At 67.6% G+C, this 25,966-nt stretch carries 29 protein-coding genes and 1 pseudogene; 15 read left to right on the plus strand and 15 right to left on the minus strand.

Features of this window, described 5'->3' with window-relative positions; all coding sequences use genetic code 11:
- The first annotated feature begins 45 nt into the window (after positions 1 to 45).
- From ACLSSQ_RS01305 to ACLSSQ_RS01320, 4 genes are all read left to right on the plus strand, one after another.
- The gene (locus tag ACLSSQ_RS01305) at positions 46 to 543 is read left to right on the plus strand and encodes an RNA polymerase sigma factor (RefSeq protein ID WP_416243567.1); all 498 of its coding nucleotides are present in this window, start codon (positions 46 to 48) and stop codon (positions 541 to 543) included.
- Positions 531 to 1,475 (plus strand): FecR family protein, encoded by a 945-nt coding sequence (locus ACLSSQ_RS01310; protein ID WP_416243568.1) that lies wholly within the window; start codon positions 531 to 533, stop codon positions 1,473 to 1,475. The genes ACLSSQ_RS01305 and ACLSSQ_RS01310 overlap by 13 nt, the downstream gene beginning before the upstream one ends.
- 96 nt (positions 1,476 to 1,571) lie before the next feature.
- The gene (locus ACLSSQ_RS01315; protein ID WP_416243569.1) at positions 1,572 to 3,920 is read left to right on the plus strand and encodes a TonB-dependent siderophore receptor; all 2,349 of its coding nucleotides are present in this window, start codon (positions 1,572 to 1,574) and stop codon (positions 3,918 to 3,920) included.
- A gap of 55 nt (positions 3,921 to 3,975) precedes the next feature.
- A complete protein-coding gene (locus ACLSSQ_RS01320) occupies positions 3,976 to 4,554 on the plus strand; it encodes a nitrous oxide reductase accessory protein NosL (RefSeq protein ID WP_416243570.1) in 579 nt (192 codons plus the stop codon).
- Between the two features lie 10 nt (positions 4,555 to 4,564).
- Here the strand turns inward: ACLSSQ_RS01320 and ACLSSQ_RS01325 are convergent, their stop codons facing one another.
- Genes ACLSSQ_RS01325 through ACLSSQ_RS01345 form a run of 5 tightly spaced genes read right to left on the minus strand, consistent with a single transcriptional unit; the run spans position 4,565 to position 8,244 of the window.
- Positions 4,565 to 5,569: a hypothetical protein gene (locus tag ACLSSQ_RS01325; RefSeq protein ID WP_416243571.1), complete on the minus strand. Its 1,005-nt coding sequence runs from the start codon at positions 5,567 to 5,569 to the stop codon at positions 4,565 to 4,567.
- A 3-nt stretch (positions 5,570 to 5,572) separates the two neighbouring features.
- A complete protein-coding gene (locus tag ACLSSQ_RS01330) occupies positions 5,573 to 6,247 on the minus strand; it encodes an ABC transporter ATP-binding protein (RefSeq protein WP_416243572.1) in 675 nt (224 codons plus the stop codon).
- 14 nt (positions 6,248 to 6,261) lie between these two features.
- Positions 6,262 to 7,398: an ABC transporter permease gene (locus ACLSSQ_RS01335; RefSeq protein WP_416243573.1), complete on the minus strand. Its 1,137-nt coding sequence runs from the start codon at positions 7,396 to 7,398 to the stop codon at positions 6,262 to 6,264.
- On the minus strand, positions 7,361 to 7,696 hold the full coding sequence (locus tag ACLSSQ_RS01340; protein ID WP_416243574.1) for a hypothetical protein: 336 nt from the start codon (positions 7,694 to 7,696) through the stop codon (positions 7,361 to 7,363). Before ACLSSQ_RS01340 ends, ACLSSQ_RS01335 begins: the two co-directional genes overlap by 38 nt.
- Positions 7,693 to 8,244 (minus strand): SCO family protein, encoded by a 552-nt coding sequence (locus ACLSSQ_RS01345; protein WP_416243575.1) that lies wholly within the window; start codon positions 8,242 to 8,244, stop codon positions 7,693 to 7,695. Before ACLSSQ_RS01345 ends, ACLSSQ_RS01340 begins: the two co-directional genes overlap by 4 nt.
- A 243-nt stretch (positions 8,245 to 8,487) precedes the next feature.
- Between ACLSSQ_RS01345 and ACLSSQ_RS01350 the strand changes: the two genes are divergently transcribed.
- The 3 genes from ACLSSQ_RS01350 to ACLSSQ_RS01360 all read left to right on the plus strand — a co-directional run bounded on the left by ACLSSQ_RS01350 (position 8,488) and on the right by ACLSSQ_RS01360 (position 11,189).
- Complete coding sequence (locus ACLSSQ_RS01350) at positions 8,488 to 8,784, plus strand: hypothetical protein (RefSeq protein ID WP_014235723.1); 297 nt, start codon at positions 8,488 to 8,490, stop codon at positions 8,782 to 8,784.
- Between the two features lie 315 nt (positions 8,785 to 9,099).
- Entirely contained in the window at positions 9,100 to 9,423 is a 324-nt protein-coding gene (locus ACLSSQ_RS01355; protein WP_416243576.1) for a hypothetical protein, read from the plus strand.
- Positions 9,336 to 11,189 (plus strand): EAL domain-containing protein, encoded by a 1,854-nt coding sequence (locus ACLSSQ_RS01360; RefSeq protein WP_416243577.1) that lies wholly within the window; start codon positions 9,336 to 9,338, stop codon positions 11,187 to 11,189. Before ACLSSQ_RS01355 ends, ACLSSQ_RS01360 begins: the two co-directional genes overlap by 88 nt.
- A 59-nt stretch (positions 11,190 to 11,248) precedes the next feature.
- On the opposite strand, the gene ACLSSQ_RS01365 is transcribed toward ACLSSQ_RS01360, so the two are convergent.
- Positions 11,249 to 12,421 (minus strand): EAL and HDOD domain-containing protein, encoded by a 1,173-nt coding sequence (locus ACLSSQ_RS01365; RefSeq protein WP_416243578.1) that lies wholly within the window; start codon positions 12,419 to 12,421, stop codon positions 11,249 to 11,251.
- Positions 12,422 to 12,442: 21 nt separating this feature from the next.
- A complete protein-coding gene (locus ACLSSQ_RS01370; protein WP_287875390.1) occupies positions 12,443 to 13,456 on the minus strand; it encodes a CDP-6-deoxy-delta-3,4-glucoseen reductase in 1,014 nt (337 codons plus the stop codon).
- A gap of 50 nt (positions 13,457 to 13,506) precedes the next feature.
- Between ACLSSQ_RS01370 and ACLSSQ_RS01375 the strand changes: the two genes are divergently transcribed.
- The 3 genes from ACLSSQ_RS01375 to ACLSSQ_RS01385 are packed head-to-tail and all read left to right on the plus strand — an operon-like array spanning position 13,507 to position 16,006.
- On the plus strand, positions 13,507 to 14,412 hold the full coding sequence (locus tag ACLSSQ_RS01375; protein WP_416243579.1) for an NAD-dependent epimerase/dehydratase family protein: 906 nt from the start codon (positions 13,507 to 13,509) through the stop codon (positions 14,410 to 14,412).
- A complete protein-coding gene (locus tag ACLSSQ_RS01380; RefSeq protein WP_416243580.1) occupies positions 14,406 to 14,822 on the plus strand; it encodes a CopD family protein in 417 nt (138 codons plus the stop codon). The genes ACLSSQ_RS01375 and ACLSSQ_RS01380 overlap by 7 nt, the downstream gene beginning before the upstream one ends.
- Positions 14,823 to 14,833: 11 nt before the next feature.
- Complete coding sequence (locus ACLSSQ_RS01385) at positions 14,834 to 16,006, plus strand: THUMP domain-containing class I SAM-dependent RNA methyltransferase (protein WP_416243581.1); 1,173 nt, start codon at positions 14,834 to 14,836, stop codon at positions 16,004 to 16,006.
- An 87-nt stretch (positions 16,007 to 16,093) separates the two neighbouring features.
- Here the strand turns inward: ACLSSQ_RS01385 and ACLSSQ_RS01390 are convergent.
- A pseudogene (locus ACLSSQ_RS01390) lies at positions 16,094 to 17,229 on the minus strand (PilT/PilU family type 4a pilus ATPase).
- 16 nt (positions 17,230 to 17,245) lie between these two features.
- Complete coding sequence (locus tag ACLSSQ_RS01395; protein ID WP_014235715.1) at positions 17,246 to 18,289, minus strand: type IV pilus twitching motility protein PilT; 1,044 nt, start codon at positions 18,287 to 18,289, stop codon at positions 17,246 to 17,248.
- A gap of 158 nt (positions 18,290 to 18,447) precedes the next feature.
- Here ACLSSQ_RS01395 and ACLSSQ_RS01400 point away from each other — a divergent pair, with 158 nt between their 5' ends.
- Genes ACLSSQ_RS01400 through ACLSSQ_RS01415 form a run of 4 tightly spaced genes read left to right on the plus strand, consistent with a single transcriptional unit; the run spans position 18,448 to position 20,880 of the window.
- Positions 18,448 to 19,152 carry a YggS family pyridoxal phosphate-dependent enzyme gene (locus tag ACLSSQ_RS01400; protein WP_416243582.1) on the plus strand — a complete coding sequence of 235 codons (705 nt, stop codon included), beginning with the start codon at positions 18,448 to 18,450 and terminating at the stop codon, positions 19,150 to 19,152.
- A 13-nt stretch (positions 19,153 to 19,165) separates the two neighbouring features.
- The gene (proC, locus tag ACLSSQ_RS01405; RefSeq protein WP_014235713.1) at positions 19,166 to 19,978 is read left to right on the plus strand and encodes a pyrroline-5-carboxylate reductase; all 813 of its coding nucleotides are present in this window, start codon (positions 19,166 to 19,168) and stop codon (positions 19,976 to 19,978) included.
- A 39-nt stretch (positions 19,979 to 20,017) separates the two neighbouring features.
- Positions 20,018 to 20,590 carry a YggT family protein gene (locus ACLSSQ_RS01410; protein WP_130459761.1) on the plus strand — a complete coding sequence of 191 codons (573 nt, stop codon included), beginning with the start codon at positions 20,018 to 20,020 and terminating at the stop codon, positions 20,588 to 20,590.
- Complete coding sequence (locus tag ACLSSQ_RS01415) at positions 20,590 to 20,880, plus strand: DUF167 domain-containing protein (RefSeq protein WP_152090054.1); 291 nt, start codon at positions 20,590 to 20,592, stop codon at positions 20,878 to 20,880. Before ACLSSQ_RS01410 ends, ACLSSQ_RS01415 begins: the two co-directional genes overlap by 1 nt.
- 39 nt (positions 20,881 to 20,919) lie before the next feature.
- Here ACLSSQ_RS01415 and ACLSSQ_RS01420 read toward each other — a convergent pair whose 3' ends face one another.
- Positions 20,920 to 21,633 carry a LytTR family transcriptional regulator DNA-binding domain-containing protein gene (locus ACLSSQ_RS01420; protein WP_416243583.1) on the minus strand — a complete coding sequence of 238 codons (714 nt, stop codon included), beginning with the start codon at positions 21,631 to 21,633 and terminating at the stop codon, positions 20,920 to 20,922.
- Positions 21,634 to 21,769: 136 nt separating this feature from the next.
- Here ACLSSQ_RS01420 and cowN point away from each other — a divergent pair, with 136 nt between their 5' ends.
- Entirely contained in the window at positions 21,770 to 22,072 is a 303-nt protein-coding gene (cowN, locus tag ACLSSQ_RS01425) for a N(2)-fixation sustaining protein CowN (protein WP_416243584.1), read from the plus strand.
- Between the two features lie 81 nt (positions 22,073 to 22,153).
- Here cowN and ACLSSQ_RS01430 read toward each other — a convergent pair whose 3' ends face one another.
- From ACLSSQ_RS01430 to ACLSSQ_RS01450, 5 genes are read right to left on the minus strand one after another with little or no spacing between them, the layout of a single operon-like run.
- Positions 22,154 to 23,398 (minus strand): dihydroorotase, encoded by a 1,245-nt coding sequence (locus ACLSSQ_RS01430; RefSeq protein WP_416243585.1) that lies wholly within the window; start codon positions 23,396 to 23,398, stop codon positions 22,154 to 22,156.
- 5 nt (positions 23,399 to 23,403) lie between these two features.
- A complete protein-coding gene (locus ACLSSQ_RS01435; protein ID WP_130459938.1) occupies positions 23,404 to 24,378 on the minus strand; it encodes an aspartate carbamoyltransferase catalytic subunit in 975 nt (324 codons plus the stop codon).
- A gap of 1 nt (position 24,379) precedes the next feature.
- Positions 24,380 to 24,901 carry a bifunctional pyr operon transcriptional regulator/uracil phosphoribosyltransferase PyrR gene (gene pyrR, locus ACLSSQ_RS01440; RefSeq protein WP_014235706.1) on the minus strand — a complete coding sequence of 174 codons (522 nt, stop codon included), beginning with the start codon at positions 24,899 to 24,901 and terminating at the stop codon, positions 24,380 to 24,382.
- Positions 24,894 to 25,370 (minus strand): Holliday junction resolvase RuvX, encoded by a 477-nt coding sequence (gene ruvX, locus ACLSSQ_RS01445; protein ID WP_416243586.1) that lies wholly within the window; start codon positions 25,368 to 25,370, stop codon positions 24,894 to 24,896. The genes pyrR and ruvX overlap by 8 nt, the downstream gene beginning before the upstream one ends.
- The gene (locus tag ACLSSQ_RS01450; protein WP_416243587.1) at positions 25,363 to 25,923 is read right to left on the minus strand and encodes a YqgE/AlgH family protein; all 561 of its coding nucleotides are present in this window, start codon (positions 25,921 to 25,923) and stop codon (positions 25,363 to 25,365) included. Before ACLSSQ_RS01450 ends, ruvX begins: the two co-directional genes overlap by 8 nt.
- Positions 25,924 to 25,966 lie beyond the last annotated feature (43 nt).

Raw genomic sequence — 25,966 nt, forward strand, 5'->3', positions numbered from 1 at the left:
TCTAGCATGGCGAGCTTCTCCGTATGCCCTAATGGATAGCCACCCATGCTCGGTGGTGAAGCGCTCGCCCATCTCTACCTGCAGCACGTTGCCGAACTGCGCCATTACCTGGCTCAGCGGGTGGCCTGCCGGGAAGTCGCCCGGGAACTGGCCCAGGAAACCTTCCTGCGCATGATGCTGAGCGATGGCAAGGACGCCATCCGCAATCCCCGGGCCTTCCTCTATCGCATCGCCGCCAATCTGGCGGTGGACCACTACCGGGCCCAGGCTGGCCGCCCCCGGGGAATCCTGCCCCTGGAAGACTGCACCGAACAGGCCTGCCCCCGCCCCGGTCCGGAGCAGGTGGCCAGCGCCCGGCAGACCCTGGCCCGCCTGGCGGCGGCGGTGGAACAGCTGCCGCCCCGCTGCCGCGAGGTATTCCTGCGCCACAAGTTCGACGGCTGTCGCCAGGCCGACCTGGCCCGGGAATACGGTATCAGCGTCAATGCCATCGAAAAACACCTGATCCGGGCCCTGGTGCAGCTGCGCCTGTGCCTGCACTGACCATGTCCGCTTGCGGCACGCCCCCTGAAGACCAGCCCCTGCCGGCGGTGCTGGAGCAGGCGGCGGGCTGGCTGCTGCGCCTGCAGCGGCCGGAATGCTCTGCCGCCGAGCAGCGCCGCTTCGAGGCCTGGCTGGCCGCCGACCCTCGCCATTCCCGGGAGTACGCCCGCTTCCAGGAACTGTGGCGCCAGCTCGACGGCCTCAAGCCCCGCCGCCGCAGCCGGCGCCAGTCCCTGGCAGCAGGCCTGGCTGGCCTCGCCTGTTGCGGTGCCCTGCTCGGCCTGCCGGCCATGGAGCGCCAGGAGTGCCTGCAGACCGCGGTGGGCGAAATGCGCAGCGAACTGCTGGCGGACGGCAGCCGGCTCGACCTCAATGCCGACACCGTCCTGCGCATCCAGTATTCGCAGCACCAGCGCCGCCTGTTCCTGGAGCGGGGCGAGGCCCGCTTCGTCGTCGCCGCCGATGCCCGCCCCTTCTCGGTCCAGGTCGGCGCTGCCACCCTGCGGGACATCGGCACCACCTTCGTCGTCAGCCGGGAGCGCCAGTCCCTCGCGGTGCGGGTGCTGGAAGGCTGGGTGGAAGCCCATCTCGGCGCCGCCCCCGTGGCCATCGGGGGCGGCCAGCAATGGCAGCACGGGCCCCAGGGCCGCAGCGCAGTGCAGCCGGTGGCGCCGGGGCAGGTGGCGCCCTGGCTCGACGGCCGCTGGATTTTCCAGGCCACGCCCCTGGCCCAGGCCCTGGCGCAGGTCAATCGCCAGCACGAGCGTCCGGTGCTGCTGCAGGACCCGTCCCTGGCGGAACTGCGCATCAGCGGCAGCTTCCGCATGGCGGACCGGGAGGGCCTGCTCGACGCCCTGCTGCTGCTCTATCCCCTGGCCCGGGAAGAGCGTCGGGACCGCACCTATCTGCTGCGCCGCGCCGGTGCCGAGTAAATATTTTTGCCCACCCGTGTCAGGGTTTTCAGTGCGCCAACGTCTCACTCCCCATGCCGGCAAACAGCCGGAGTCTCAGTGAGTGAAAGGCGAGCAATGAAAAAAATGATGGGGATGGTGGCGCTGGTGACGGCAGCCGTGGCGGGGAACTCATGGGCCCAAGGGGCGCGTACGCTGGACCTGGCGCCCCAGCCCCTGGCCGAGGCCCTGCAGGGTCTGGCCGGGCAGACGGGCATCCAGATCCTGTTCGACGCGGCGGAACTGCAGAGCGCCCGCAGCCGGGGCCTGCAGGGCAGCCTGACGCCGGAGGCGGCGCTGCAGAAGCTGCTGCAGGACACGGACTTCGTCTTCCACAGCACCGCCCCGGGGAGCTACGTGATCCAGCGGCGGCCGCGCAACAGTCAGACCTTGCCCGAAGTGGTGGTACGCGCGGCCCGGCCCAGTGCCCAGAGCGAGGGCACTGGCACTTATGCGGCGGCTGCCGCCACCGTGGCTGGCAAAATTCCCCTGACCATGCGGGAGATACCCCATTCCGTATCTGTGGTGACGCGCCAGCAGATGGACGACCAGGGCATGGTGAACCTCTGGGACGCCCTCAACCAGACTACCGGCGTCACTGCCGTGCCCAATGATTCAACCCAGAGCCAGTACAACGCCCGGGGCTACGGTCTAGGTGTCATGTATGACGGAGTGCCAGCTGCAGGTGCCTTGAGTGGTTACCAGCAGTTCGACTTGCCCATCTATGACCGTGTCGAAGTGCTGCGGGGGCCGGCCGGGCTGTTGCAGGGATCGGACAATCCGTCGGGAGCGGTGAATTTGGTTCGTAAAAAGGGCCAGGACACCTTCAAGAGCGATCTCAAGGTGTCGCTCGGTAGCTGGAACAACCGCCGCACCGAGGTGGACATCACCGGGCCGTTCGATACTGAAAAACGCATCCGGGGCCGCCTGGTTGTTTCCCAACAGGACCGGGAGTTTTTCTACGCCCGGACCACGGATTCCAAGAGCCTCGTCTATGGCAACCTGGACGTGGATCTCAGTTCGGCCACAACCCTGTCTGTGTTCCTGACGGTGCAGGATGCAGAAACCCATGTGCCGACTTCCGGACTGCCGGCCTACAGCAACGGGCAATACCTGAACGTGCCCCGCTCCACCAACGTGTTGCCCGACTGGAACCGGACTACCTGGCATACGGAGGAACTGGCCGCTTCTCTGGAGCATCGTCTGGAGAACCAATGGACGGCCAAGGCCACGGCTTATCGGCGCAATCAGAGCCAGTTCTTCAAGGACAGCTATGTCACGGGAGGCGTCAATCCGCTGACCAATAAGGCCAGCTACGCCCGCCGTGAAGCAGACTACGATTACTACCGGGATGGGGTCGATGCCTTCCTCTCCGGCCCCTTTGATCTCCTGGGGCGGCGACACCAGGCCTTGGTTGGTGTCAATTACGACCGTCTGCGGACCAGCTATGCCCGCGGCACGGCCAGCACGGTCAATGGCGTGTCCATTTTCGACCCCAACTCCATCCCCGAACCTACGGTCAATTACACCCTTGGTGGCGAAAGTGTTTCCTACCAACACGGAACATACGGGCAATTGCGCCTCAGCTTGGCCGATCCCCTGACCCTGATCGTGGGCGGCCGCTATACTGACTACTTCTACAAGAGCCGCAGCACGGCCCCCTCCGTGCCGACGGCGTGGCAGCCGGGAGCCACGGCGCGTCGGGAATTCACGCCCTATGGCGCACTAATTTACGACGTGACTCCCCAAGCATCCCTTTACGCCAGCTATTCGGACATCTTCATTCCCCAGACGAACAAACGGTACGATGGAACAGTTATCGAGCCCCGCGTTGGCAAGCAGCACGAAATTGGTGCCAAGGGCGAATTCATGGATGGCAAGGTCAATGCCAACATAGCCATCTTTCAGATTCGCGACGTCAATCGCTCTTTCGAGGATCCCGATCATCCCACCTTCTACCTTGCAGCCGGTGAAGTGGAAAGCAAGGGTTGGGAAACTGAGGTCACCGGCAAGGTGGCCAAGGGTCTAGACCTGACTGCCGGCTATACCAATCTGCAAACCAAATACCTGAAAGATAAAACCAATACGGGCAAGGCTTTCAGCAACTGGTATCCACGCCATACGCTGAAGCTGTGGGCCAACTATCGCTTTGCCGACGATGCTGGGGCCGGCTGGAACGTAGGTGCAGGTTTGGTGGGGAGCAGCCGCTACAAAGGCAATGGCACCCTGGACACCATGGCCCAGGGCGGCTATGCCGTGGTCAATGCGACCATCGGCTACCGCTTCAACAAGAGCTATGTCTTGAGTCTGAATGCCTACAACCTGTTCGATCGGGTCTATCACTCCAGCGGCGTGCGCTCGGTCAATTCGTACAACGGTTACGGCGATCCCCGCAACTTCATGCTGACCTTCCAGGCCAGCTACTGATCACGGACTCCCGGCCGGACCGCGTGTCCGGCCTTTTCATTGAAAGGAGCAAGACATGGATCGCCGTACCCTTTTCAAAGGCCTGCTGGCGCTGACGGTGGTGGGGCAGGTCGAGGCTGCCGAGCCCACTGCCGGACGCGGTGCCGAGCCCGGCGCCGACCCGGCGCCCCTGGACCACGAGCTGGAAAAGTATCCCCGCTGCGTCGTCTGCAACATGGACCGGCGCCGCTTCCACTACGCCCGTCACCTGACCCATTACGCCGACGACCACGTGGACGGCACCTGCTCCCTGGAATGCACGGCCGAGATGATGCTGCGGGAGCGGCGGCGGGGCTTCAAGGCCATCTACGGGCCCGATTTCGGCGCCGACGGCGAGCCCAAGCCCCTGGTGGATGTCGCCGCCGCCACCTATCTGCTGGGCAGTCGCCTGCCGGGCACCATGACCCGGCGCAGCAAGTACGTCTTTGCCGATCCGGTGGCGGCCCAGCGTGTGCGCCAGGAGCAGGGCGGCGAGCTGGCCACCTTCGACGAGGCCCTGGCTGCATCCATGGCGGAGAAAGCGGAGCAGCTGGGCCGCCGCTACCGCAACGACCAGGAGCGGCTGCGTCGCAAGAAGGACGGCGCCGCCGGCTGAGGCGCGCCGTTCAGGGTTCCAGCAGTACCAGCCGGGAGCCGGCCATCATGCCGGCGGCCAGGCACAGCAGCAGGCCGAAGCCCCAGGCCGCCACCGTCGCCAGGCGGCGCGAGGTGGCCGGGGCGATCTGCTCCAGGCCCCGTACCCGGCGTACCAGTTGCAGCACGCCGCTGCCCATGCCGGCCGCCGTGGCGGCGAACAGGGGCAGGTAGAGGGCGTAGCCCTGGTAGTTGTACTCGGGCTTGAGGATGCAGAAGGGGCAGTGGTGGTGGGGGTGCTCGTAGAGGTAGAGCGAGAGGAAGGAAACGATGCCGCTGATGCCGCCGACGAAGGCGGCGCCGCTGCTGAGGCCGGCCAGGAGGCCGAGGCGGCCGCTCCAGGCGTGCCAGGCGGTAAGCAGGGCAGCCAGGCCCAGGCTGCCGTAGAACCACAGCATGGCCGGCAGGGGCGCCAGTCCCGCCATTTCTCCGGCGACGCCGTGGTTGCTGTCGCCGGAGAAGAGGCTGCCGCAGCAGGAGGTGATGATGTCTGCCTTGAGGCCGCGGAAATAGGACCATTGCAGCCAGGCCGAGAGGGCCAGCAGGGGCGTCAGGCCCAGCAGCAGGGCGTACTTGAGGCGCACCAGGGGGTAGTTGCGGGCTCGGGTGTCCACGTGGTTCAGCACCAGCCATAGGGCAGCGAGGAAAAACAGGGCCACCTGCAGCAGCAGGGCGGGAAAGCCCCAGGCGTCGGCATTGAGGGCGCCGACAGCGCACATGGCGCCGACGAACATGGCGGAGAGCCGGTCGGCGGTGAACACGAAAAGCAGCAGGGCCAGCAGCTGGCTGGCGCAGACGAAGGCTGCCAGGGTGGAAAAGAGGTAGGTGCGCCGCTCCAGCTGCAGCTGCAGTTCGCTGCCGCTGCCCAGGTCCCAGCGGCGCAGGATCTGCCAGGCGAAGGGGGCAGCCGCCGCCACCATCACCAGGGACAGAGTGGCCGCCAGGAGCAGGGCGATGACCGAGGGCTGGAAGAGCATGCCTCAATCCCCGCAGAGGCGGCCGTCGCGCAGGCCCACCACCCGGTGTACCGCACTGGACTTGATCACCAGGGGATCATGGCTGGTCAGCAGCACCGTGCGGCCCTCGCCGCTGAGTTCCTCGAGGATGGCAAGAAACTGCTTGGACAGGGTGGTATCCAGATTGGCCGTGGGCTCGTCGGCGATGATGACTTCGGGGTCGTTGATCAGGGCCCGGGCGATGGCCACCCGCTGCTGCTCGCCGCCGGACAGCCACTCCACCCGGGCATGGCGGCGGTGGCCCAGTTGCAGTCGTTGCAGCAGGGCCTCGGCCCGCTGCAACAACTCGGCGTGGGGCTTGCCGTCCGGGTAGGCCGGCAGCATCACGTTGTCCAGGGCCGAGAGGCCCCGGATCAGGTTGAACTGCTGGAAGACGAAGCCGAAGGTGCGGCGGCGGATTTCCGTGAGGAAGCGTTCCGGCAGGCCGGAAATGTCCTCCCCGTGCAGGCGTACCCGGCCCCGGGTGGGGCGGGCCAGGCAGCCGACGATGGTCAGCAGGCTGGTCTTGCCCGAACCGCTGGGGCCCTGGAAGGCGGTGACGCGCCGGGCCTCCAGTTCCAGGTCGATGCCGGAGAGGGCCCAGTATTCGTTGTGCTGGCCCTGGTTGAAGGCCTTGTGGATGTCGGTGAGCTGGATCATGGCAGGTCCCCCGGTCAGCCGCGCATGGCCGCGTCGGGATCGATGATGGCGGCGCGCCAGATGGGCACCAGCACGGCGGCGGTGTAGGGCACCACGGTGAAGAAGAAGAGGGTGAACAGCTGCAGGCCGTCCAGCTGGGGTACCAGGGTGAAGCGGGGATAGAGCACCGCCCAGCCCTTCAGCACCGGCTCGAAGAGGCGGGCGCCGAAGTGGAAGACATGGACATAGGCCCCCACCAGGCCGAGGAGGAAGGCGCTGAAGGAAATCAGCAGGCCTTCCCACAGCTTCATGCGCAGCACGTCCCCGGTTTCCCAGCCGATGGCCTTGAGGATGCCGATCTCCCGCCGCTCGTCGGCGGAAAGGCCGGACGCCTTCTCCCAGGCCAGGATGGCAAAGGCCAGCAGGGCCGCCGCCAGCAGGGCGAGGACGATGCCCTCGCGCCAGTCCAGCAGGCTGGCGTAGGTGCGGCGCATCTCCTCGCGCAGGATGGGGCGGGCGTCGGGCAGGGCGGCGCCGAGCTTGGCCGCCACGTTGCGCACCTCCTGGGGATTGGCCACCGACAGGGCGATGTCCGTGTAGTGGCCGACCGGGTAGTCGAAGAAGGCGCGGAAATCGGCCTCGCCGAGCAGCACCAGGTCGGCGCTGATGAGTTCGCTGCTGGCCGGCAGCACCTCGTCCACGGTGAAGGTGAACAGCTTGCCGCCGTAAGAGCGCAGGGACAGGGGCTGGCCCGCCTGCAGGCCCCGCTCCCGGGCCAGGGTGGCGCCCAGGCGCAGATGGCCCGGCGCCGGCGCCTCAGCAGCCGGCACCAGCAGGGTGTAGTTGGCCTTGCTCACCGGATCGTAGTAGTAGCCCCACAGGCGCCCCTGCTGGTGCTGCACGCCCCGGATGCGGCCGATCTTCTCCAGGTAGCCCGGCGGGATCAGGTCGTGGCGCCCCGCCACCAGGCGCTGCAGGATCACCTCCGGCGAGTCGGCCAGCACCGCCGCCGCTTCCTGGCGCAGGGCCTGGCCGAAGAGGGAGACCGAGGCCAGCATGAACACCAGCAGGGCATAGACCGCCAGCAGGCCCAGGTTGCGGGCCTTGCGCCGGGCCAGGGCGGCCAGGGTGTAGTCAATCAGGTAGCGTTGCTTCTCGATCCAGGGGCGCATAGTGGGGCAGACGGGCGGGGGGCGGCGGCACGACGGAGCCGGAGGGGAAATGGTCCAGGGCCAGGGGATGGTCCTGGAACGGCGAATGGAGATCGGCCAGGGACAGGTGCCGGGTGTAGCGGGCCTCGGTGAACAGGGCCAGGTCGCTCAGGCCCAGCTGCTGCACCAGGACGGCCCGTGCGGCCTGTTCCTGCTGCCGCGGCGGTGCCAGGCGGCGGGCGTCGGCCAGCATGGCCAGGAGCAGCAACAGCAGCACGGCCAGGAAGGAACCGAAGCGGGCCGAGGGACGCCGCGTCACAGCAGGCTCCGGATGGCGGCCACCATCTCCTGGGGCGAGGCGCCGGCGGGCAGGGTGGCCGCCAGGCGTCCGCTGCCGTCGAGCAGGTAACTGCTGCCGCTGTGGTCCACGAAATAGCTGCCGTCGGGCCGCGGTGCCTGTTTCTCGAAGCCGGTGCCGAGTGCTTTGGCCAGGGCTGCGGTCTGGGCCGGCGTGGCGCTGGCGCCCAGCAGCAGGGGGTGGAAGAAGGCCGTGTAGCCTTGCAGCGTGGTGGGCGTATCCCGTTCCGGGTCCACCGTCACCAGGACCAGGCGCACCCGCTCCCGTTCCGCCGGGGTCAGGCCGTTGAGGGCCTGGGCGCCGGTGGCCAGGGCCGTGGGTGAAAGATCGGGGCAGTTGGTGTAGCCGAAGAAGATCAGGCGCACCTGGCCGTCGGCGGCAGGGCCGTCGAGGGGGCCGGCGGCAGTCTGCAGATGAAATTCGACGGGCGCGCCCGTGCCCCGGGATTCGGCGGCGGGCTGGCAGGCGCCCAGCAGGAACAGCAGGGCGAGAAACGGAAGGATGCGCACGGGCTGGGACGAATGGGCGACCGGCGGTCGCCGAGCTTGGTCAAGGCGCCATGGTAATGAAGGCGCTCCTGGCGGCGCTGCGACAAATTGACGCAGTACCGCTGCTCCCGGCCGCGTTGCACGGCGTTACGGGGAGTTACCGTTCACCTGCAAACCGGAAGTTGGTGGTTGGCGTTATTGCCCTCAAGGGAGCGAAATGGTTTCGCGACCGGAAGGACAAGCCAAATTTCAGGAGATAGAGAAATGACCAAGAACCTCATCGCTGTTGCCCTCTTCGCTGCTTTCGGTACCGCTTTCGCCCAGGCTCCCGCCACGCCGGCCACCCCCGCCACTCCTGCGGCGCCTGCTGCCGCACCGGCCAAGGCTGCGGTGGAAGCACCGAAGGCCGAAGTGAAGGCGGAAGCCAAGGCTGAGGCCAAGCCGGCCGTGAAGCACGGCCACAAGAAGGTGGAGAAGAAGGCCGAGCAGGCCGGCGAGAAGGCTGAAAAGGCCGAGGCCGCTAAGCCCGAAGCGAAGCCTGCCGAACCCGCCAAGAAGTAAGCGCTGCGCTGCCCTGGGGCAGCCACGAATGACCCGTTGCACGAGGGCGCCCGATCCTGCGATCCGGCGCCCTTTTCTTTTGTCCGCCCGCCATCGCGATGACGACATCAATGTAAAAAGGGTACGACTTTGTAATAATGACGCCTGCGCTTGACCGGGCCACGGCAACCATGGTCCCCGTCTGTCGCCGGCCGCGGCCCCATTCCAACACAACCAGCAGGGGCTGGCGGCATCGCCTGTATGTAGCCTCCCGCATTGCCCGAGGCCGACTACACAAGAACCGAGCAGTACCAATAACGGGCACCCGGGGGCCGAATGACATCGCAGCTGTCGCGCCGCGCGAGAATCTGGATCTATTCGATCAGGGACGCCTTCGTCTCCCTGATTCCCCTGACCCTGTTCGGGGTGCTGGCGGTGCTGGCGCGCAACTTTCCTCTGCCCGCCTTCCAGCAATTCCTGCTGGGTGGTAGCGGCCAGGCCTTCTCCGGCATCCTCGACCTCATCATCGGCGGCACCCACGGCGTCTTCGGCCTCTCCCTGGCGGTCGTGGTGTGGCCATCCACCTGCGCCAGCGTCTGCCTGTCGGCCAGCCGTTGGACGACGGGCCGTCGATCATGGCGGTGGGCCTGTCGAGCCTGATCAATTTCATGCTCGCCACCCTGGCCATCTTCCAGCACCACGGCGGCCTCGGCTACGACCTGATGCTGGTGGGCATCGGCGTCGGCCTCTTCTCCGCCGAGTTCATGCGCTGGGCCGCCCGCCGCTCCTGGCTGACCCTCATCAGCGCCACCCGGGATGCGGACCTGGCGGTGCACAACGCCCTGCGCCTGAGCGTGCCGACCGCCGTGTCCGGCCTGATCGTGCTGGCCGTGGCTAGCTTCCTGGCCGCCCTGCCGACACCCCAGGCCCTCTTCGATGGCGTCGCCGCAGGCGCCCGGGAGAGCGCCCATGGCCACTATCTGGCCATCACCTTCGTCACCCTGGTGAACCAGCTGTTCTGGTTCGTCGGCATCCACGGCGGCCACATCCTGGACACCTTCGGCCTCGATCTCTTCGTCGCCGTGCCGAACCTGCCCGGCGGCTACCTGGTGAATCGCTCCCTCTTCGACGCCTTCGTCCTGATGGGCGGGTCGGGCGCCACCCTGGGCCTGCTGGTGGCCATCTACCTGCAGTCGCGCAGCGGCTCCCTGCTCAAGGTGGCCCGGGTGGCGACCCTGCCGGCCATGTTCAACATCAATGAAATGGTGCTGTTCGGCCTGCCCGTGGTGCTGTCGCCCCTCTACCTGCCGCCCTTCGTCCTGACGCCGGTGCTGCTGGCCCTGCTGGCCGTGGCTGCCGTCAGTTCCGGCTGGCTGCAGCTGCTGCCGGTCAGCATTCCGTGGACCACTCCGCCCTTCCTCTCCGGCTGGCTGCTGACCGGTTCCATCAAGGGCGTATTGCTGCAGGCGCTGGGGCTGCTGCTCAGCATCGGCATTTACTGGCCCTTCGTGCGGCGGGCGGAGGCCCGGCGCCTGGCGCGGGAAGACCGGCTCTTCCGGCGGGCGGCGGAAGTGGTGCTGGGCAACCGGCCGAGCAAGACAACCACCATCCGGCGCCTGGACGAAGTGGGCAGCATCAGCCGGCGGGTGCTGGGCCTGCTGCGGGAGGATGTGCGCCATGGCCGGCTGTTGCTGCACTATCAGCCCAAGCACGACTGCCGGGACCGCCTGCTCGGCTTCGAGGCCCTGGTGCGCTGGCCCCAGGCGCCCCACCCCTCCGTCTCCCCGGCCATGGCGGTGATCCTGGCGGAGGAGGGGCGGCTGATCAACGAACTGGGCCTGTGGGTCTTCCGCCATGCCCTGGCCTTCAAGGCGCGTCTCAACCAGAGCGGCTTTGCCGGCTTGAGCCTGGCCATCAATGTGTCGCCCCTGCAGTTGGCCCACGGCGATTTCGCCGAGCGCATCGCCCGCCTCATGGCCGAGACGCCGGTGCAGCCGGCGGAGATTGAAATCGAAATCACCGAATCCCAGGTCATGCCCGACGACCCGGTGATCGACAGCAACATCCAGGCCCTGGGGCGGATGGGCTTCAAGCTGGCCATGGACGATTTCGGCATGGGCCACACTTCCCTGCTGCACCTGCGGCGCTTCGCCATCGACGTCATCAAGATCGACGGTTCCCTGACCCGGGATGTGCTGCACAGCGCCACCAATGGCGACATCATTCGGGCCATCGCGGCCCTGGGCCAGGCGCGGGATATCGCCATCGTCGCCGAATTCGTCGAAACGGCGGCGCAGAAGCAGGCCCTGGCCAATCTGGGCTGCCATGTCTTCCAGGGCTATTACTACAGCCCGCCCCTGGCGGAGGAGGATTGCCTGGCCTATTGCCGGCGGCAGCCGGACGAGGTGGAGGTCGGCGCCGCCTGAGTCGGGGAGGGAAATGGGGACGGATGACGCAGGGCTTGCCGGCCTAGGCCGGCAAGCCCTTATTCCATCTTGTCGGCGAAGCTCAGGGCTTCCAGCTGGGCCTTGTTGATCTGGGCGGCGGAGAGGCCCAGCAGGCCGGCCTGCTGGATCAGGCGGGTGCCGTCGCCGTCCTCGCAGGCCAGGGCGATGTCGAGGAAGGGGCCGTAGAGGCCGCCGCGGCCGAGCAGGGCCTCGCTGATGGGCTCGGGCAGGTGCATGGCTTCCAGCACCTGCTCCATGGGCACGCCCAGCATGTGGTCGAGCAGGGAGAAGGCGCCGGTGATGAACAGGTTGTCGTACTCGGACTTGTCCACCACGCCGTGGCCCAGGGCCTCCATGAGGCGGGCCCGGGTCAGGGCGGTGTGCATCAGGGCCGGGGCCATGGGGTCCTTGGAGGCGGTCACCAGCAGCAGGGAGAGCCACTTGTTGAGCTTCTCGTAGCCGAGGATGGTGACGGCGTGCTTGAAGGACTGGATCTCGCAGGAGAGGCCGAAGCCCACCGAGTTGATGTAGCGCAGCAGCTTGTAGGAGAGGGCCACGTCCTGCTTCAGGGCCGCTTCGATCTTGCCCGTGTCCTCGTTGTTGCGCACCAGGTTGAGCACCCGCACGATGTGGGCATGGCTGGGGTTGAGGGTCTTGCCGGCCGGCGCCGTCAGGTTCTTGAAGAACCAGCCGGCGGCGGCGGAGACGCCCGCATCCATGCAGGCCTGGAATTCCTGGGGCGTGTCGGCGTTGAAGGCGACGGGAATGCCCACCTGCTGGGTCTTGGCCACCAGGGCAGCCATCTGGGCCGGGGTATAGGCATCCACGTCAAAACCGATGAAGCGGAAGTGCAGGCCGCTGGCCAGGGCTTCACCGGCATCCTCGCCGAAATCCAGACAGAGGGAAGAATTGCGGTTCTTCAACTCGCCCAGGAGGGTGCCGTCGCCGGTGGTGAGGGCGAAGGGATGGACCTCCAAAGTGGCGTTGGCGGGGATTTCCCAGTTCAGCAGTTCCGGCGAGAGGGGCGCGCCGCTGCTGACGAAGACCGACTTCTCCCCCTGGGGCCAGACGTCGGCCAGGGCGCCCAGTCCTTCGGCGGCGGCCGGCATGGGATCCACCCCGGCCGGGAAGGAAAGACGCAGCCGGGTGGCGATGATCTTGCTCTGGCGGTTGACCAGGGGCTGGCGGGTGATGAAGACCTCGGCGGGCATGACGCCTCCTGGGGCTGGAAATCAGGATGAGAAAGTGAAGGAATCGGCGAAGAACTCGGCCTCGGGCAGGCCGCAGCGGCCGGTGAAGTCCCGCTTGGCCGCTTCCACCATGACCGGGGCGCCGCAGACATACACCTGGTGGCCGGAAAGGTCCGGGAAGTCCTGCATCACGGCCTCGTGCACCAGGCCGGTACGGCCGTTCCAGCCGTCCGTGGCGGCCGGCTCGGAAAGCACCGGCACATAGGTGATGTGGCTGTGTTCGGCGGCCCAGCGGGCGGGCAGCTCGTCCATGTAGAGGCCGGCCTTGTTGCGGTTGCCCCAGTAGATGACCATGGGCCGCTTGCTCTGGGTGTACAGGGCGTGCTCGACGATGGCCTTGATGGGGGCGAAGCCGGTGCCGCCGGCCAGCAGGATCATGGGCTTGTCCGAATCCTCGCGCAGGAAGAAGCTGCCGTGGGGACCGTTGAGGCGCAGGATGTCCCGCTCCTTCATGCCGTTGAAGACGTGTTCGGTGAACAGGCCGCCGGGCACCAGGCGGATGTGCAGCTGCAGGAAGGCATCGTCGTGGGGCGCATTGGCCAGGGAGAAGCTGCGCCGCTTGCCGTCCTTGAGCAGGATGTCCACGTACTGGCCGGTGAGGAACTGGAAGCGCTCGGTGGCGGGCAGGCGCAGGTGCAGCACCATGACGTCGGCGGCCACTTTCTCCATCTTTTCGACGCGGGAAGGCAGGGTCTTCACCGGGATGTCGCTGGCGGAGCGCACTTCCCGGCATTCCAGGGTCAGGTCGGTCTTGGCCTTGGCGCAGCAGAAGAGGGTCAGGCCGGCGGCTTTGTCGGCCTCGGTGAGGGCGTGGGGCTGGGACTTGCCGTGGTCCACCTCGCCGCACAGCACCTTGCCCTTGCAGGCGCCGCAGGCGCCGTCGCGGCAGCCGTAGGGCATGGTCAGGCCCTGGCGCAGGGCTGCTTCCAGAATGGTCTCGTCGGATTCGGCCGCGAAATGGTGCTGGCCGGGTTCGATGGTGACGGAAAAGCTCATGGTTCCCCTTTTTCGACTTCCAAAGGCACCGAACCGGCTAAAATGCCGCGGTGCAAAGATTATTGATTGTCGGTTGCGGCGATGTGGCCTGGCGCGCCCTGCCCCAACTCCTCCGGCGCTATCGCGTTTTCGCCCTGTTGCGGGACCCGGCCCAGCACCAGCGCTGGCGGCAGGCCGGCGCCGTGCCGCTGGCGGGCGACCTGGACCGGCCGTCCACCCTGGGGCGCCTGGCCGGCGTGTTCGATCAGGTCCTGCACCTGGCTCCTCCGCCCGACCGGGGCCTGCGGGATACCCGCACGCGGCACTTGCTGGCCGCTCTGGGCAAGGCGGCAGGCGGAAATAAGTCACGGAAAAGTCTACCACAGGCCCTTACCTATATCAGTACGACAGGGGTATATGGGGACCGGGCCGGGGCCGCCACCGACGAAACCGCCCCGCCGCGCCCCCGCAGCCCCCGGGGCCAGCGGCGCCTGGACGCCGAACAGGCCCTGCGCCGCTGGGGCCGCGACAACGGGGTGCGGGTCAGCATCCTGCGCGCCCCCGGCATCTACGCCGCCGACCGCCTGCCCCTGGCGCGGCTGCAGGCGGGCACCCCGGCCCTGGTGGAGGCCGACGACGTGTTCACCAACCATATCCACGCCGCCGACCTGGCCGGTCTGGCGGCGGCGGCCCTGGTGCGGGGCCGGGCCAACCGCTGCTACAACGCCAGCGACGATTCCTGCCTGAAGATGGGCGAGTATTTCGACCGGGTGGCGGATGCCTTCGGCCTGCCCCGCCCGCCGCGCCTGAGCCGGGCCGAGGCGGCTGCCGTGCTGTCGCCCCTGCAGCTGTCCTTCATGAGCGAGTCCCGGCGCCTGGCCAACCGGCGCCTGAAGGAAGAACTGCGCTACCACCTGCTTTACCCCCACGTGGATGACGGCATTGCCGCCGCCCTCTCGGAGAAAACCCCATGCTGATCCTCAAGGCCCTGCACATCATTCTCGTCGCCAGCTGGTTCGCCGGCCTCTTCTACCTGCCGCGCATCTTCGTCAATCTGGCCATGGTGCCGGCGGACAGCACGGCGGAGCGGGAGCGGCTGCTGCTCATGGCGCGCAAGCTGTTCCGCTTCATGACCCCCCTGGGCGTGCTGGCCCTGGTCTTCGGCACCTGGCTGTGGCTCGGCTACGACTTTGCCGGCGGCTGGCTCCACGCCAAGCTGACCCTGGTGCTGGTGCTGATCGGCTACCACGCCTACTGCGGCACCCTGCTCAAGCAGTTCGCCGCCGGTACCAACCGGCGCAGCCATGTCTGGTTCCGCTGGTTCAACGAACTGCCGGTGCTGATCCTCTTCGTCGTGGTCTTCCTGGTCGTCCTCAAACCCTTCTGAAAGCTGCTTCCATGTTCAAACTCTTCGCAACCTGTCCCCGGGGTCTGGAAGCCCTGCTGGCGGAAGACCTCACCGCCGCCGGCGCCAGCGACATCCGCATCGTCGCCAGCGGCGTCGCCTGCCGCGGCACCTGGGAGACGGTGTACCGCACCAACCTCAACTCCCGCATCGCCACCCGGCTCATGCTGCAGCTCTCCTTCGGCAAGTACCTGAAGGAGGAGGACATCTACAAGCAGGCGAGCAAGATCGACTGGCCCCGCCATTTCGACGTCAGCCGCACCATCCGGGTGTACGTCACCGCCATCAAGTCACCCCTGAAGAGCCTGGAGTTCATCACCCTGCGCATCAAGGACGCGGTCTGCGACGTCTTCCGCGACCAGTGCGGCGAGCGCCCCAGCGTGGATACCCGGGAGCCGGAAGTGCGCATCCACGCCTTCCTCACCGCCGAGGACTGCACCCTGTACCTGGACACCACCGGCGCCCCCCTCTACCAGCGGGGCTACCGGCAGAAGACGGTGGAGGCGCCGCTGAAGGAGAACCTGGCAGCCGGCATCCTGCGTCTGGCCGGCTGGCAGCCGGGCACCGTGCTGCTGGACCCCATGTGCGGCAGCGGCACCTTCCTCCTGGAGGCGGCCCAGCAGGTCTGCAACATCGCTCCCGGCGCCCGCCGCAGCTTCGCCTTTGAGAACCTCAAGGGCTTCGACGCCCAGCTGTGGCGGCGCCTCAAGAACGCCGCCGTGCAGGGCGAGCGCAAGCCCGCCGGCAAGCCGACCCTGTTCGGCCGCGACGTGTCCCCCAGTGCCTACCGTTCGGCCCTGGCCAACCTGGACCGCTCCGGCCTGCTGCCGGCCGTCGATCTGGCCGTGGGCGACATCCTGGAGACGGCGCCGCCGCCCGAAGCCGGCCTCATGATCTGCAACCCGCCCTACGGCGAGCGGCTGGAGGAGCTGGACAACCTGCTGGCCTTCTATCCCCAGCTGGGCACCGCCCTCAAGCAGAAGTACGCCGGCTGGACCTGCTACTTCCTCACCGCCGACCCGGCCCTGCCCAAGGGCGTCGGCCTCAAGCCGGGCAAGAAGACGCCCCTCTACAACGGGGCCCTGGAATGCCGCCTGTACCAGTTCAAGATGGTGGCCGGCTTCAACCGGCGCAAGAAGCCGGGCGAGGAAGAGTCCGGGGAGTAAGCATTGCGCTGCGCCGCCACGGTGGGCGCAGGCAATAAAAAACGGCGGAAATTTCCGCCGTTTTTCTTTGGGGCTGCTGCGCCCGTATCAGACGATATCCAGGTGGCCGATGCCGGCCGCCAGGTCCCGGTCCTTCGATTCCTTGCCGTGCAGCTTGATCTGCAGGCGCAGGTCGTTCACCGAGTCGGCGTTGCGCAGGGCGTCCTCGTAGCTGATGCGACCGGCCTCGTAGAGATCGAAGAGGGACTGGTCGAAGGTCTGCATGCCCAGCTCCCGGGACTTCTTCATGATCTCCTTGATCTCGGTGACCTCGCCCTTGAAGATCAGGTCGGAGATCAGGGGCGAGTTGAGCATGACCTCGATGGCTGCCGCCCGGCCCTTGCCGTCCTTGAGGGGGATGAGGCGCTGGGAGACGATGCCGCGCAGGTTGAGGGAGAGGTCCATCAGCAGCTGCTGGCGCCGCTCTTCCGGGAAGAAGTTGATGATCCGGTCGAGGGCCTGGTTGGTGGAGTTGGCGTGCAGGGTGCCCATGGCCAGGTGGCCGGTCTCGGCGAAGGCCACGGCGTGCTCCATGGTCTCCCGGTCGCGGATTTCGCCGATCAGGATCACGTCCGGCGCCTGGCGCAGGGTGTTCTTCAGGGCCATTTCCCAGGAGTCCGTATCGACGCCAACCTCGCGCTGGGTGACGATGCAGTTCTTGTGCTCGTGCACGTACTCCACCGGGTCCTCGATGGTGATGATGTGGCCGTAGGAGTTTTCGTTGCGGTAGCCGATCATGGCCGCCAGGGAGGTGGACTTGCCGGAGCCGGTGCCGCCGACGAACAGCACCAGGCCCCGCTTGGTCATGGCCACGTCCTTCAGCACCGGCGGCAGGCCCAGGTCCTCGAAACGGGGAATGGTGGTGTTGATGGTGCGGCAGATGACGCCGATGCGGCCCTGCTGGACGAAGGCATTGACCCGGAAGCGGCCGATGCCGGCGGGGGAGATGGCGAAGTTGCACTCCTTGGTGGATTCGAATTCCGCCGCCTGCCGGTCGTTCATGATGGAGCGGGCCAGTTCCGCCGTGTGCTGGGGTGTCAGGGCCTGGTTGGAGACCGGGGTCATCTTGCCATCCACCTTGATGGCGGGGGGAAGCCGGCGGTGATGAAAAGGTCCGAGCCCTTCTTCTGCACCATGAGGCGCAGCAGGTCCTGGATGAATTTGAGTGCCTGATCTCTTTCCATAATTCTTCCCCGGCGCCTAGCCGCCGAACATGTCCTTGTTGACCGCCTTGGTGCGGGCTTCCGCCGGCGAAATGACGTTGCGCCGCACCAGATCGGTGAGGTTCTGGTCCAGGGTCTGCATGCCGAACTGCTGGCCAGTCTGGATGGCCGAATACATCTGGGCGATCTTGGCTTCCCGGATCAGGTTGCGGATGGCCGGGGTGCCGATCATGATCTCGTGGGCCGCCACCCGGCCATTGCCGTCCTTGGTCTTCAGCAGGGTCTGGGAAATGACGGCGCGCAGGGATTCGGAGAGCATGGCCCGGATCATTTCCTTCTCCGCCGCGGGGAAGACGTCGATGATCCGGTCCACCGTCTTGGCGGCGGAGGAGGTGTGCAGGGTGCCGAACACCAGGTGACCCGTTTCTGCCGCCGTCATGGCCAGGCGGATGGTTTCCAGGTCGCGCATTTCGCCCACCAGGATCACGTCCGGGTCTTCCCGCAGGGCCGAGCGCAGGGCGTTGTTGAAGGACAGGGTGTGGGGACCCACTTCCCGCTGGTTGATGAGGCACTTCTTGGCTTCGTGCACGAATTCGATGGGGTCTTCCACGGTCAGGATGTGGCCGTAATCGTTTTCGTTGATGTGGTTCACCATGGCCGCCAGGGTGGTGGACTTACCGGAACCGGTGGGGCCGGTGACCAGCACGATGCCCCGGGGGAATTCGGAAATCTCCTTGAAGATCTTCGGCGCGTTGAGGTCCTCCAGGCTCAGCACCTTGGAGGGAATGGTCCGGAAGACGGCGCCGGCGCCCCGGTGCTGGACGAAAGCATTGACCCGGAAACGGGCCAGGTTGGGCACTTCGAAGGAGAAGTCGCACTCCAGGTTCTCTTCGTAGGTCTTGCGCTGGCCGTCGTTCATGATGTCGTACACCATGGCGTGCACGTCCTTGTGCTCCATGGCCGGCAGGTTGATGCGGCGCACGTCGCCGTGGACCCGGATCATGGGCGGCAGGCCGGCGGAGAGGTGCAGGTCGGAGGCCTTGTTCTTGACGCCGAAGGCGAGCAGTTCGGTGATGTCCATCAACGGTCCTTGGAGGCGGAAAACGGGAGTGAATGGGAGCTAAACGGGGCGCCCGGCGCACACTGGAGCAGGGCGGCGGCGCCGGCCCGGTGCCGGGCGCTCCGGCCCGGCGGTGCTATACTTTCGCGCCACGATTGCCCATGTTTTAGCGCCCGATTATGACGCCTATTTTCGCCAACCTGCAAGCTGTCAAAGCCCGCATCGACGCCGCTGCCCGCGCCTGCGGCCGGGATCCGTCCGCGGTCTCGCTGCTGGCCGTGGCCAAGACCTGGCCGGCGGAGTGCGTGGTCGAGGCGGCCGCTGCCGGCCAGCGGGCCTTCGGCGAGAACTACGTGCAGGAAGGCTGCGACAAGATCGACCAGCTGCGGGCCGCAGGGCACAGCGATCTGGAATGGCATTTCATCGGCCCCCTGCAGAGCAACAAGACCCGGCCCGTGGCCGAACGCTTCGACTGGGTGCACAGCATCGACCGGCTGAAGATCGCCCAGCGCCTCTCCGAGCAGCGTCCGGCAGACCTGCCGCCGCTGCAGGTGTGCGTCCAGGTGAATATCTCCGGCGAAGCCAGCAAGAGCGGCTGCGACCTGGACCAGGCGGCCGATCTGTGCCGGGCCGTGGCGGCCCTGCCCAACCTGACCCTGCGCGGCCTGATGGCCATCCCGGCGCCGGCAACAGACGAAACGGCCCAGCGTGAGCCCTGCCGCCGCCTGCGCCAGTTCTACGAACAGCTGCGGGCCGAAGGCCTGGCCCTGGATACCCTGTCCATGGGCATGTCCCACGACCTGGAGGCCGCCGTGGCCGAAGGCGCCACCATTGTCCGCGTCGGCACCGCCATTTTCGGTGCCCGCGATTACTCCAAGACCTAGAAGGACTTTCCCCATGAAGATCACTTTCCTCGGCGGCGGCAACATGGCCAATGCCCTCATCGGCGGCCTGGTGAACAAGGGCTTCGCCGCCGGCGACATCGCCGTGGTGGAGCTCAACGCCGACAACCGTAGCAAGCTGGAAGCGGCCTACGGCGTGCGCACCTTTGCCGGCGCCGAGGCGGCGGCCTGGGACTGCGACGTCATCGTCCTGGCGGTGAAGCCCCAGAGCATGAAGGAGGCCATCGCCCCCATCGGCCCCCATCTCAAGGACCAACTGGTGGTGAGCATCGCCGCCGGCCTCAACCTGGCCTCCCTCTCCCGCTGGCTGGGCGGCCACCGCCGCCTGGTGCGCACCATGCCCAACACCCCGGCCCTGATCGGCGCCGGCGTCACCGGCCTCTACGCCCTGCCGGAAGTGGACGCCGCCGGCCGCGCCGCCGCCCAGCGCGTGCTGGAGGCCGTCGGCAGCGCCGTGTGGTTCGCCGACGAGTCCCAGATGGATGCGGTCACCGCCGTTTCCGGCAGCGGCCCGGCCTACGTCTTCCTCTTCATTGAGGCCCTGCAGCAGGCCGGCAAGGACCTGGGCTTCGACGACGAGCAGGCCCGCCGCCTGGCCATCGAAACCGTGCTCGGCGCCGCCCAGCTGGCGGCCCAGTCGCCGGACCCGGCCAGCGTGCTGCGGGAGCGGGTCACCTCCAAGGGCGGCACCACCGCCGCCGCCCTGGCGGTGATGGAAACGGCCGGGGTCAAGGCCGGCATCATCGCCGGCGTCAAGGCGGCCGAAGCCCGGGGCGTGGAACTGGGCCAGCAGCTCGGCGCCGACTGAGCCTCGCTCCCATAGCCCCTAACCGAACGGATACCCACCATGCTGCTCGACATCCTCAATTTCCTGCTCGACGTGGTCGCCAGTTTCTTCGGCTATCTGCTGCTGCTGCGCTTCGTCATGCAGTGGCGTCGGGTTTCCTTCAAGAACCCCCTGGGCCACTTCGTGCTGCAGACCACCAACTGGGTGGTGCTGCCCCTGCGCCGGGCGATTCCCGGCCTCTTCGGCCTGGACTTCGCCAGCCTGGTGCCGGCCTGGCTGCTGCAGGCCGCGGTCAAGGCGGCCATGCTGGCGGTCAAGGGTGGCGCTGCCCTCGGCGCCGGCGCCCTGGTCACGGCGGCCCTGGCCATGGGCTTCTTCGAACTGCTGCACATGGCGGTGATGGCAGCCATCGTCCTCATGCTGGTGCAGGCGGTGATTTCCTGGGTCAATCCCCATACGCCCCTGGCCGGCCCCATCCACGCCCTCACCGACCCGCTGCTCAAGCCCCTGCGCCGCATCGTGCCGCCCATCGCCAACGTGGACCTGTCGCCCCTGGTGGCCATCGTCCTGGCCCAGGTGCTGCTGATGCTGCTGGCCTACGCCAAGGCCGCCCTCATGCCCCTGCTCTTCTGATGTTCCACCAGCGCGGCGGCGACGGCCGCCTGCTCCTCACCCTGCACATCCAGCCCGGGGCGAAGAAGACGGAGGTCTGCGGCCTCCACGGCGACGCCCTGAAGATCCGCCTGGCGGCGCCGCCGGTGGACGGCAAGGCCAACGCGGCCCTGCTGGCCTTCGTCGCCGACCGCCTCGACCTGCCCAAGAGCGCCGTCAGCCTGAAGAGCGGCCAGACCTCCCGGCGCAAGGTGGTGGAAGTGGCCGAGCCGCCGGCCGACGCGGTGCAGCGCCTGCTGCCCGACGCCTGACTTTTTCCCGTCTCCGATTCCCTGTTGTAGCGCAGGCGGCTACCAGCCGAGGCGGGCCGCCACGGCCGCGGCCCGGCTGCGGCCGATGGGCAGGCGGCTGGCGGGAAAGGTGGCCATCACCACCGAGGGCCGTCCCTCCTGGCGCTCCAGGCGGGCGGCGTGGGCCACGGCGATGAGGTGGCGGCGGTGGATGCGCAGGAACTGTTCCGGGTCCAGGCGCCGCTCCAGCTGGGCCAGACTCAGGTGGCAGAGGAAGGATTCCCGGGCGGTGTACAGCCGGGCGTAATGGCCTTCGGCCTGCAGGTGCACCACCTCCGCCGGGTCCACCAGGGCGGTGCCGCCCTGCAGCAGCACCGGCAGCTTGGCCAGGCGCCCTTCTTCCGCCGCGGCCTGGGGCAGGGCGTTGAGGCCCCGGTAGTCGTAGAGGAGCAGGCAGAAGCCGGCGGCGGCTTCGCCAGCGCCGTCGCTGCTTTCCAGGCGGCTGATGCTGAGCAGCAGGGGCCGGTCGGGGGTGTTGATGGTCATGGTCACCGGCACCGGGGTATCGCCCGCGGCGGCCTCCTGCAGCAGCCAGGCGATCTTGCGCCGGCTCGGCTCCGGGTGCAGGTCCACCACGGCGCGGCCCTCCAGGGCCGGATGGTAGCGTTGCAGCAACTGGCGGGCGGCGGGATTGAGCTGGCGGATGCGCCCCTCCCGGTCCAGCATGACCACGCCGGGGTCCATCTTCTGCAGCAGGTATTCCAGGCTTTCCATGTCGGCTTTCCGTCGTTCGTGCAGGAATGATGTCGTTCATGCAAGAAGCCTGCCGTTGGTGCAGGGGCCCTTGTCCGCCCCGCGCCGGGCTCCCCAGAATGGGCCGTCAATCATTGCAATCAGGGGAGGATGGGCCATGTCAGAACAAGCAGCCGCCGCGGCGGACCGTTACGTTTCCTTCGAGGGCATCGACTGCTGGCACAACGCCTGTGCGGTGGTGGCCCGGGTGCTGCACCACTACGAGGGGCCGGAGCGCACCAACAAGTACTGGGAGTATTTCGTCGCCAAGATTCCGCCGGGCTACTACAGCGGCGAGCCGACGGAGGACCTGCTCTACCTGGTCTGTTCCAATACCTACTACATCGAGGAACTGTTCGAGAAATTCGACGACGGGGAAGGGCTGCAATTGCTGCAGCGGGCCGAACTGGAGTGCTGCTAGAGCGGGAATGGGAGCCGGGCAGGGACCTGCCCGGAGAGGCAGGCGGGACGGCCATTGCGGCGCCCGCCTGCCGCAGAGTGGCTAGAGTAGCCGGCCGCCGGCCACCACGGCCTGGATGCGGCCGCTCATGGTGCGTCCCGCCAGGGGGCTGTTGCGGCCCACGCTGGTAAAGGCGTCCGGAGTGATGGTCCATTCCGTCTCGGCGTCGAAGACGCAGACGTCGGCCACGGCACCCACGGCCAGGTGGCCCAGGTCGCTGCGGCCGATGACGGCGGCGGCGTCACTGGTGACCCGGGCCAGGGCCGTGCCCAGGGACAGTCCGTCCTCCCGGGCCCAGGCCAGCACCAGGGGTAGCAGCAGTTCCAGGCCCCGGGCCCCCACTTCCGCCTCGCCGAAGGGCACCTGCTTGCCGTCCGCCTCCATCGGCGTGTGGTCGGAACAGACCGCCTGGATCACCCCTTCGGCCAGGCCGAAGCGCAGGGCGGCCCGGTCCGCCACGGAGCGCAGGGGCGGGTCGAAGCGGGCCTGGGCGTTGAAGTAGCCGATGTCCTCTTCCGCCAGGTGCAGGTGGTGGGCGGCCACGTCGCAGCTGACGGCGACGCCCCGGGCCTTGGCCTCGCGCACCATGGCGACGCCGGCGGCGGAGGAGAGGCGCATCAGGTGCAGGCGCACGCCGGTGCTCTTGGCCAGTTCGATCAGGGTGGCGATGGCCACCGTCTCGGCGGCTACGGGGATGCCGGCCAGGCCCAGGCGGGCGGCCATTTCGCCGTCGTGGGCGACGCCGTCCTTGGCCAGCTGGTAATCCTGGGGCCGCAGCCAGACGGCGAAGTCGTAGGTGGCGGCGTACTGCATGGCCCGGTACAGGGACTGCAGGTCGGTGACGGGCTGGCTGGCCTGGGTGAAGGCGACGCAGCCGGCGCTGGCGAGGCCGGCCATGCTGGCCAGGGTCTGGCCCTGCAGGCCCTTGGTGAGGGCGCCCAGAGGCAGCACCCGGGCCAGGCCCAGGGCTTCGGCGCGCTGGATCAGGCGTTCCACCAGGCTCGGTTCGTCCAGCACCGGCCGGGTGTCCGGCGGACAGACCACGGTGGTGATGCCGTTGGCGGCGGCACAGGCCAGCTCCGCCTCCAGGCTCGGCAGGCGGGCGGAAAGGTCGATCAGGCCGGGGCAGACCACGTAGCCGGCGGCGTCGATTTCCCGCTCAGGGACGAAGCCGGCGGGGGCCTGGCCGACGGCGGCGATGCGGCCGTCGGCGATGAAGAGATCCTGCCGGGCGTCGATGCCGTTCTTGGGATCGATGAGGCGGCCGTTCTTGATGCTGATGTTCATGGTGTTCAGTTCCCCGCGAGGATGCCCATCACCGCCATGCGCACGGCGATGCCGAAAGTGACCTGGTTGAGGATCACCGCCTGGGGCCCGTCGGCCACGGACGAGTCGATTTCCACGCCCCGGTTCATGGGGCCCGGGTGCATGACGATGGCGTCGGGCTTGGCCAGGGCCAGCTTTTCCGGCGTCAGGCCGTAGCGCTTGAAGTACTCGCCGGCGGAGGGCAGCAGGGCCCCGTTCATGCGTTCGTTCTGCAGGCGCAGCATGATCACCACGTCGCAGTCCTTGAGGCCTTCGTTCATGTCGTGGAAGACCTTCACCCCCAGGTTTTCCAGGTAGCCGGGCAGCAGGGTCTTCGGCGCGATGGCGCGGATTTCGCCGCAGCCCAGGGTGCGCAGGGCATGCAGGTCGGAGCGGGCGACCCGGGAATGGAGGATGTCGCCGACGATGGCCACCGTCAGGTTGGAGAAATCCTTCTTGTAGTGGCGGATGGTGTACATGTCCAGCAGCCCCTGGGTGGGGTGGGCATGGCGGCCGTCGCCGGCGTTCACCACGTGGATGTCGTCCCGGCCGATGCGTTTCAAGTGCTCGGCGATGAGGAAGGGGGCGCCGGAGGTGGCGTGGCGCACCACGAACATGTCGGCGTGCATGGAGCAGAGGTTGTCGATGGTGTCGAGCAGGGTCTCGCCCTTGGCCGTGGAGGAGCGGGACACGTCCAGGTTGATGACGTCCGCCGAGAGGCGCTTGGCGGCGATCTCGAAGGTGGTGCGGGTGCGGGTGGAGTTCTCGAAGAAGAGATTGAAGACGCTCTTGCCGCGCAGCAGGGGCACCTTCTTCACGTCCCGGTCCGAGACCTCGAGGAAGCTCTCGGCGGTGTCCAGGATCTGGGTGATCACCGGCAGGGGCAGGCCCTCGGTGGACAGCAGGTGCTGCAGCTTGCCCTCGGCGTCGAGCTGCGGATTCAGACGGCTCTGGGTGAGCATCTCAGCCACGGTCGTTCCTCCCCATTTTCCAGAACAGGCGGCCGGATTCCTCCCGGCCCAGGATCAATTCTTCACCTTCTTCCAGGTCCACTTCCCAGACGCAGTAGCCGGGCTCGATGGGCAGCTCCCGCTCGCCCCGGTCGGCCAGCACCGCCAGTTCGACCCGGGCCGGGCGGCCGTAATCGAACAGCTCGTTGATGGCGGCCCGGGTGGTGCGGCCGGTGTACAGCACGTCGTCCACCAGGATCAGGGGCCGGCCTTCCACCTCGAAGGGGATGTGGCTGGGGCGCACCTGGGGATGCAGGCCCTTCTCGGCGAAGTCGTCGCGGTAGAAGGAGACGTCGATCTGGCCCACTTCCTCGCGAATGTCGAGCAGCTGCTTGAGACGCTCGGCGACCCAGGCGCCACCGGAGTAGATGCCCACCAGGGCGGTGTCGGGAGTGAGGTGGGGGCGCAGTTGCTCGGCCAGGCTGGCGAGCTGCAGTTCTGCGTCGGGGAGCTGGGTGGGAATGGCTTCAGGCATGGGCGGCAGGTTCGGAGAAAGGGTCGGAAGTGTCGAAATAGGCTTGCAGAATGAGTTGGGCCGCCACCGCGTCCAGGTGCTGCTTGGCGGATTTGGCGTTGTGGCCGGTTTCCCGCAGGCGCTCGTTGGCGTCGAGGGAGGTCAGGCGTTCGTCGGCGAAGGCCACCGGCAGGGCGAAGCGGCCCTTCAGCTGGTTGGCGAAGCGGGTGCAGCGGGCCGTCATGCCGTGGGGATTGCCGTCCAGACTGACCGGCAGGCCGACCACCAGCAAGGCGGGGCGCCATTCTGCGATGAGGGCGGCGATGGCGGCGAAACGCTCCTGGTTGGACTGGGCGTGGATCACCGTCAGGGGATGGGCGTGCTTGACCTGGGGCTCGCCGACGGCGACGCCGATGCGCTTCTCGCCGAAGTCGAAGGCCAGGACCGTGCCGGTCAGAGCGGAAGCGATGCCGACGGCAGCCTCAGGCATGCCCGGCATCCTCGGCCAGATGGGCGAAGTCGATGCCCAGGGCGAGCATGGCGGCGGCCAGGCGCTCTTCCGGCGGCAGGGAGAAAACGATGGAGGGATCGGCGCGCACGGTGAGCCAGCCGTTCTGGGCCAGTTCGTTTTCCAGCTGGCCGGCACCCCAGCCGGCGTAGCCCAGGGTCACCAGCACGTCGCTGGGCTGGCCCTGCTGGCCCATGGCCACCAGGATGTCGCGGGAGCTGGTGAGGCCCACCGCGTCGTTGACCGCCAGGGTCGATTGCCACTGGCCCAGTGGTCGGTGTAGGACGAATCCCCGGTCGGTCTGCACCGGGCCGCCGAAATACACCGGCAGGTTGTTCAGGCCGGTGGCGTCGAGGGGAATGTCCACCTTCTCGAAGAGGTCCTGCAGGGACATGTCCAGGGGCTTGTTGACGACGATGCCGAGGGCGCCCTGGTCGTTGTGCTCGCAGACGTAGACGAGGGCGCGGGAAAAATAGGGGTCGTCCATCGCCGGCATGGCGATGAGGAAGTGGTCGGTGAGATTGACGCTGTCCATGGCAGGGCGGATTTTACCCCGGAACGGGTCCCGGCATGGGCGT

The sequence above is a fragment of the Azospira sp. APE16 genome, from assembly GCF_047901315.1.
Taxonomy (GTDB): Bacteria; Pseudomonadota; Gammaproteobacteria; order Burkholderiales; family Rhodocyclaceae; genus Azospira; species Azospira oryzae.